At 71.3% G+C, this 7813-nt stretch carries 1 protein-coding gene; it reads right to left on the bottom strand.

Translation table 11 applies throughout. The features are described from left to right. Positions 1-235: 235 nt before the first annotated feature. The gene (locus K7B10_RS40070; RefSeq protein ID WP_229345901.1) at positions 236-7555 is read right to left on the bottom strand and encodes a laminin G domain-containing protein; all 7320 of its coding nucleotides are present in this window, start codon (positions 7553-7555) and stop codon (positions 236-238) included. Between the last annotated feature and the right edge of the window lie 258 nt (positions 7556-7813).

Genomic DNA, 7813 nt, shown 5'->3' with positions numbered 1-7813 from the left:
GTCCGCGTACTCATTGAGGGACTCTGTCGCTGATCTTGTGAACTGGTGCGGTGGGCCCCGGTCGCGGTCAGCACCGTGCCGCCCGGGCTGGAGAGTCTGTCCGAGCAGTCGGCCGGCCGGGCGGTCGTCCGTCCGTGGGCAAGGCGGGTGCCGTTGGCGGACCTGTTGCCTTGCTGCCGGGCGGTGCCGACGAGGCGGGCCCGGCCCTCCGGAGTGGCGGAGGGCCGGGCTGGAGTCAGTTCTCCATGCCGAAGTAGCGGGTGAGGTAGTCAATGATCTCGGGCGCGTGCGGAAGGAGTTCGGGCAGCTGGGTCGCGAGGACCTCCCGGGTGGCGGCGGCGAGGGCGCCGGTGGTGGTGGCGGCGGGGCGGACGTACGGTTCGAGGCGCTTGATCAGTTCGTAGTTGCTGTCGATGTTCTCTGCGCGCATTGCCTTCTCCAGCGGCGGTGCGCCGAGCGGTGGGACGGGGGCGAGGACGCGGCTGATGTAGGTGACCCGGTGCAGGATGCGCCAGCACGGGGGCTTGGCGGAGTTCTGCCGGGCCTGGCGGAGGGCGGCGGCGTCAGGAGCGTCGCTGCCCTGCAGCCAGGTCGGGTCGACCACCTTGTGGTAGAAGTCGTCGAAGTTGGCGCTGGTCTCGCCGAGGTAGAAGGTGAGGAAGCGGTAGGCGTCGACCTTGCCGGGCACCAGCACGGGTTTGCCGGCGACGTCGTAGACCGGCTTGCCGTTGCTGTCGCGGCGCTGGAGGTCGCCGGAGGGCGCGCACTGGACGTCGAGGCCGAAGGAGCGGGACGCGTCCTTGCCCTTGGCCCTGGTGACGCTGAAGCCGCCGCCCACGGAGGCGTCGAGGCTGCCGAACCATCCGAGGCCGAGGGCGCCGAAGCTGCCTTCGAAGGTCCCCCCGAACGAGCCGCTGAAGCTGTACGAGCCGGAGGTGGTCTCGCTGACGGCGTCGGTGGCATCGGTGCTTTCGGCGAAGAAGCCGCCTTGGGCCGTCCAGACGTAGGTGTTGACCAGGTCGCGGTGCGAGAAGCCGGTCGCGGCCGCGCTGCCGGACGTGCTGCGGCCGGTCTCCTGCTGCCCGCCGGAGACTCCCATCGAGCGCAGCACCGACTGTGCCCGGCCCTCGGTCGGGTCCGCATGGTTGGTCTCGGTGGAGACCGACTCGTAGAAGGCTTCCAGGCGCTGCTGGTCGCGGGTGATGCGGCGCTTGAGCGCGTAGGCGTCGCGCGGTTTGAAGTAGCTGTACTCGCCGTACGCGGTGGCGGTGGTGTAGTCGGGGTCGAGGACCTTGCCGCGGTCGTCGAAGCCGACCGCGCCGTCCAGGGTGCCCTGCTTGGTGTAGCGGGGGTTGATCGGGAAGTGGATGATGTTCCAGTCCAGCGGGATGTCTGGGTTGGGCAGCATCCGGTAGGCGACCAGGGCTCCGGTGTGCGCCAGGCGCAGCGCGAAGACGTCGGCGGTCTGGGACTGGACCAGGGCGGTGCCGGTGTTGGCTGGCACGTACCGGCGGCCGACGGCGCTGTTCAGCACCTTGGCCGCGTCCTCGGTGTACCCGGTCAGGGCCAGCTTCGTCCTACGGGCGGTGTTCTTGCCCTGGCTGACCTTGGTGTCGGTGCTCCAGGTGTTGGCGAACTCCAGGCTGCCCTTCGCGCCGATCTTCATCTGGCCCTCGGCCAGTGGCTGCGCGGTGCCGAAGCCGAGCGGGGCGGTGATCGTCAGGACGCTGGCGTCGGTCTCGACGCCGAAGGTGAAGTTGAAGGCGGCGTTGACGCTGCGGGTCTTGCTGGAGGAGAGGCTGCGCACCACCTGGTCGGCCTCGGTGAACTCCACCGAGGAGGCGCCGGGGAAGCCGTCGGCCTTGTCGGTGAGGTTCTCCGAGGGCACCGGTGGGGCGCCCTCGACGAAGCCGACGAGCTGCGGGTCGAACTGGGCCTGGCCGACCCACTCGGTGGTCAGGCCGCCGACCTTGTAGCCGGTGACCAGGTGCCAGCGGCCGTCCCGGACGAAGCCGTAGCAGCGCTTGAGCACGCCGAGCGCCTCGCCCTTGGCGTCGAACTGGAGGTCGGCGTACTCGGTGACGGCGGGGGCACCGGCGATGGTGTCGTGGAAGGGGGTGCGGACGTCGGCGAGGGCCGAGCGGACCTGAGCGGTGTCGGTGGAGACGGGCGCGGTGGAGAGCAGGACACGCGGCCGCTTGGCGGAGAAGCCCAGGTTGTTGCCGCGCAGGCCCTCGTCCCGCACCGACGTGGTGCCGGGCTCGGTGGAGTCCCGGTCGAACGGCCAGTAGCCGAGCAGGTCCTGCTTCTCCCCGCGCAGGCGGGTGAACAGGTTGTCCTGGATCTGCTCCTGGGTGCGGACGGTGCGCCAGATGCGGACCTCCTCCAGCGTGCCGGTGAGCGGGTCGGCCGGCTTGCCACCCTCCAGCTTCGCGCCCAGGGTGAGTTGGGGATCGCCCCAGGCAGCGGCGGTGTCCTGCGCGGTGACGGTGCCCTCGGCCAGCTGCTCGCCGTTGCGGTACAGCCGCAGCGGGCTGGCCAGGGGGTCGACGTCACGGGTCCAGCGGGCGCCGCGCAGCTTCGCCGGGAAGGTGCCAGACACGTCGAGGGTGACGTTGCCGGCGTTCTCGTTGAACGCCCAACGTGCCAGCAGCCCCTTCTCACGCGAGGTGACCGGCAGTCCGAGCCGGGCCTGCGGCCGGGCGGAGTTCCACAGCCGCAGCTCGCACAGCACACCGGTCAGGCCGCGGCCGATCACAGCCTCGCTGGTGTTGGACTGCGCGCCGGGGCCGGTGTACACGTGGCTGCCGACCGCGCCGCCGTCGAGGTAGAAGCGGATCTCCTGCTCCGGCTGGACCGCGTTCGTGGTCGTCTGGGCGGTGGTGGAGACCGCGGGCTTGCGACGCTCCCGCACCACGGTGATGCGCTGGAACGCGTCGGGCGTGACGGCCCGGTCGGAGGTGTAGCGGACGGGTTTGCCGTTCGCCTCGGCGAAGGCGAACTCCACCAGGCCGTCGGCCCGGACACCGAGCTGGTACGGGACGCCGTCCCGGCCGCCGTCGACGACCGTGCCCTTGGAGAGCAGGCCGATGGGGGTGCCCAGCTTGTCGATGCGGACGAACGCCTCGACGGTGAGGTCCTCCAGCACGTCCAGCGCGGGTTGTGCGGCCACCGCCAGGCCCTCGCCGCCGTCCAGGTTCAGCGCCCAGGACTGGGTGAAGGTGGCGGCGAGGTGCGCCCACTCGTTGCAGGGGAAGCGCTCGGCCGACTTCAGCACTCGGTCGCCCACCCGGGCGGTCACCTGGTAGCCCTTGATCGGCGAGGCCGGGCCGCTCGTGCCGGGGAAGGTCCAGTAGCCCAGCAGGCCGGGTTCCCGGCCGGAGAGGCGCCGGTGGCGCTCGGCGGAGATCTCCTGCTTGGTACGGGCCCGGCCGAAGACCCGGACCTCGTCGATCTGGCCGTCGAGGTAGTCGCCGTTGAAGGGGAAGTGGCCCAGGATCAGCGGGCCGTTGCCGGTGTAGGCCCCGGTGGTGGTGCGGCGGGCGACCTCGACGCCGTCCCGGTAGAGGATCTGCTCGCGGGTGGCGTGCTTGTACACAGCGGCCCAGTGGTGCCACTCCAGGTCCGGGTAGGCCTGGGTGGTCTTCATGTCGTCGCCGTACAGCGAGAAGTAGAAGGTCTCGTCGGGGTGGAACCACAGGTGCAGGGATTGGTCGACCCGGCCGTCCGTCGCGCCGTGGAACAGCAGCGGCTCGACGCGGCCCCGGGACTGGTTGCGCTTGGCCCACAGCTCGATGGTGAAGTCCCGGTTCGCCAGGTCGAGCGAGGCAGTCAGCTGGGCTTTGGTGCCGCCGGCGAACTGCCAGGCCGGCAGGGCGGCCGGGGTGAGCGCCAGGGAGTAGCCGGATGTGTCCGTCCTGGCGTGGAGGATCCGGCCCCCTCCGGCCTCGGGGTTGACCCACGCCTCCAGGCTCAGGTCGCCGGTCGGGGCGATGTTCTGCTGCTTGCCGGCGGGCAGGGTCAGGTACTGCTCCTTGCCGTCGAACAGGAACGCCCGGCCGGGCATCTCGGCCCGCCAGCGGCAGCCGCGCCCGGTGACCGCGGCTTTGGCGGTGCCGTTGGGCACGGATTCGACCCCGCCCGTGTTCAGCGTGACCAGGCGGGAGCCGGCGGAGAGCAGCACCCCGGGGCGGGTGGACTGCGCCCTGGCCCAGTCGTAGCCGACCAGGCTCACCTTGTCGCCGGGCTTGGCCGTGACGTTCTTCGCCGTCAGCTCCAGCGACTTGGCGCCGATCGGGGCGTCGGTGGCCACGGCGTAGCCGTTGCCGCCGATCTGCAGGTGGGCCTTGGCCGGGACGGCGACGGTGGTGGGCGTGGTGAGTTCCACGGTGCTTCCCGTCACCCGGGCGACCGCGCCCAGCGTCACCGGGCGGCCGGGGCTGCCGGCCAGTGCGGCGGCCATCTGCTCGGCCTTGCGCGGCAGGGAGCGCCAAGTCTCGGTGTCCGCGCCGACGGTTACGGTCAGGTCGCAGCGGCCGGGCGCGTCGCCGTCGCTGACGGTGATCGTGGCGCTGTCCAGGGGGACGGCCGGGTCCCGGGCGAGGAAGACGAGCGTGCCGGTGTCGGCGGTGAGCGTCCGGGTGCCGCGCAGGACGGCAGTGTCGTAGTACGCGGCGAAGAACTGGTCGTCGGCGCCGCGGAAGTACAGCACGAGGTTGCCGGTGCCGCTGTCCAGGAGCGCGGGCCGGTCGGTGCCCCGGGCGAACTCCAGCAGGCCGCCGGTCAGGCTCAGGCCGGTGGTGTCCACCGCGAGCAGCGGCATCGCGACCGTGAGGTCGTCGTCGCCCTGGAGTGCGCCCGACAGCTTGGCCAGCTGGGTCCGGGCGTCGGCGAGTTCGGTCTGCTTGGCGGTCAGGTTGATCTGCAGCTCCGCGATGCGCTGCTGGGCCTTGCGCGCCTCCTGGAGCCTTTCGCGCGCGGGATCCATCTGCGCCTTGGCCGCGAAGTAGCGCTGGTCGACTCCCGACCGCATGGCCACCTGGGTCATCCGGAACAGGCCCGTCTCGGCCTTGAGGCACTCGCTCGACTGGAGCACCTGGGCGTACTGGTACGTGGAGGGGGAGCCGATCGCGAGTCGGCTCGCCCGGTTGACGAGGCGGACGCAGTCGCCCTCGGTGACCAGCTGGAACTGTGCGGCCCGGTTGCCCGGGTCGCGGGGGCGCAGGTACAGCTGGGCGTTCTCCGAGGTCGAGTTACCCACGACGCGGACGTCCTTGTTGAACCGGTGGGAGACCAGCCAGTAGCAGGGCCTGCCGTCCTGGATCTCGCCGACGGCGTCGAACCTCCAGGACGTGAAGACGCTGTCGACGACGAACACAGCGCCGCTCTCCGCCTGGCTGTCGGCGCCGCCGAGCCACTGCAGCGTACCGCCGGGCACCACCCGCGGGGTCTTGAGCTCGATGTTGTAGATCCAGGAAGTCACCAGGTCCTTCTCGGCGAAATACTGCTGCTCCAGGAGGTCGAACCCGGGCTTGAGCCGGTCGTAATCCGCCTGGTACTCGGCCAGCCGCCCGGCGGCGCCCTTCAGCCGGGCGATGTCCGCTTCGATGGCGGCGACCTCCGGCTCCAGCCGCTTGACCAACTGCTGCAGGGTGCTGACCTGCTCCGAGTCCTGTCCCTTCGTCGGGCGCTTGAGTACCTGCGGGTCCAGCACGTCCGGCACCTGGGCCAGCCGGCCGTCGCGGCCGACGGCGAAGTCCAGGGTGGCCACGGCGGGTTCCTGGCCGTACTTGGCGGCGAAGGCCAGCATCACCCGGGCCTGCCGCTTGGCGGGCTTGGGGTCGGCGCGGTAGCCCGCGACGACGTTCTCCTGCTGGTGGTAGAGCAGGGCCGACATGCCGGAGACCACCGAGCGGCCCTTGAGGGTGAAGCTGTCGCGCCGCACCCCGGGGTGGTCGCCGACCGGGGCGTCCGAGCCGGTCCACCGCGCGTTGCCCACGAGCGTGGCGTGCCCGGCGTGGTCGCTCTGGTCGTGGGCGGTGGTGCCGGTGCCCTCGTCGAAGCGGTAGTAGGCCACCAGGCCCGGCTCGTTGCCGATCAGCCGGTTGTTCAGGTCCGTGGTGAGTTCGGCCGCCGAGCGCACCCGGTTCCAGATCCGCAGCTCGTCCATGTCGCCGTCGAAGAAGCTGTCGGCGCCGCCGGAGCTCTGCTTGCCGACCAGGGTGTGCACGCCGGTGAGCGGCGTGAATGGCAGCGCCGCGCTGCCGGCCGGTCTGCCGTTGACGTACAGCTTCGCCGTGGTGCCGTCGAAGGTGGCGGCGACGTGGGCCCAGGTGTCCGCCGTGAGCGTCTCGGTGGAGGTGAGCGTGGCCGGCGCGCCGTCGTGGGTGAGGAACACCGCGCCGTTGGCGTCCACCCCGAGCAGGTACTCCCCGCCGCGGCCCAGCACCGGGCCCTCTAGGGCGGCGGGCTTGACCCACGCCTCGATCGAGTAGGGCTTCCCGCCGAAGTGCAGCGGTGCCCGGTCGCCCAGGTCGAGGTGGGCATCGACGCCGTCGAGGCGCAGCGCGGTCTCCGCGTGCCCCTCGCTGCCGGTCACCGGGACCAGTTCGCGGCCGGTGAAGGGGCAGGTGCCGGGGCTGCGCTCGAACACCGAGTCCCGGTAGGCCGGGTCGGGGCTGGTCCAGAAGCGGGTGCCCTGGGTGTTGAACAGCCCCTGGGTGCCCTGCTCGATGTTGAAGCTGTCGACGCGGCCGGTGGCGTCGTTGTGCGCGAACAGCTGCCAGCGCTGCACGTTGGCCACCGCGGTCGGCACCAGGACGGCGGCGAACCGGCCCTGGGTCAGGTTCTTGACGAAGGACAGCTCCTGGGTCGGCTCGTGGAACGGGCGGCCCTCCATGTCCTCGGTGCCCAGGCTGTCCTTGGCCGACTCCGGGCGGGTCGCGTGCCGGGAGCGCTTGAAGCGCACCTCCAGCACCGGCTTCAGCTTGCCGTCCACCAACACGAACCGGTCGACGAGCAGGGTGTCGCGGACCAGGGGCACCTTCTTCGCGGCGCTGAGCACGTAGTCAGTGCGGGACGGATCCCCCGAGCTGCCGCCGCCGGTCAGCTTGTACACCGCGTCCTGGTGCGTCCCGCCGACCGACTGGCGCAGGATCACCACGTACGTGCCGTCGGATATCACGTGGAACGGAGCATCGGCGGTCAGCCGGGCCGTGCTGGACAGGAACGGGTCGATCTCCGCGGCGGCCGGCCGCTCGTCGGCACCGGCCTCCGCCCCGCCCCGCTTCACCGTCGGCATCGCCGTCGCGCCGACCACCGCGTACCCCACCTCGGCGATCTCCCGAGGGAAAGCCACCTCGGCCGGGTTGTCGCTCCAGTACGCCGAGTCCACCTCTCCCTTGTCCGCCGGGCCGGACAGGTCCAGCACGGTGTAGACGATCCGGCGGGCGGCGTCCATCGCGAACGCGATCGTGGTGCCCTGGTGCCGCGTCATCGTCACGTGCCGGTACGACCGGTCCCCGTACTTCTTGAGCAGGGAGTCCTGAGCTGCCACCGTTCCCCTTCCAGGCATGGAACGTCGCCGGCCCCGGACCGTGCGGTCCGGGGCCGGCGGCGAGTGTGCGGATCGCTCCTGACGGAGCGCCAGTAACTCTGGCATGCGCGTTCGGAGTGACGAGTCGGTTCCCGAATTATCAGCGCCGCACACGGCTTGAACACAGCACCGGATGGCCGGACTTCGCTCGTCCGACGACGTGGCGCAGGCTCCCGGGCTCCTGAGGGTGAGCTCGGCGAGTCGTGAAACCGCCCCGCG

Source organism: Streptomyces flavotricini (genome assembly GCF_020639365.1).
Classification (GTDB): Bacteria; Actinomycetota; Actinomycetes; order Streptomycetales; family Streptomycetaceae; genus Streptomyces; species Streptomyces flavotricini.
Note: the sequence above shows the minus strand (reverse complement) of the source record. Positions and strands in the feature narration are given on the sequence as shown.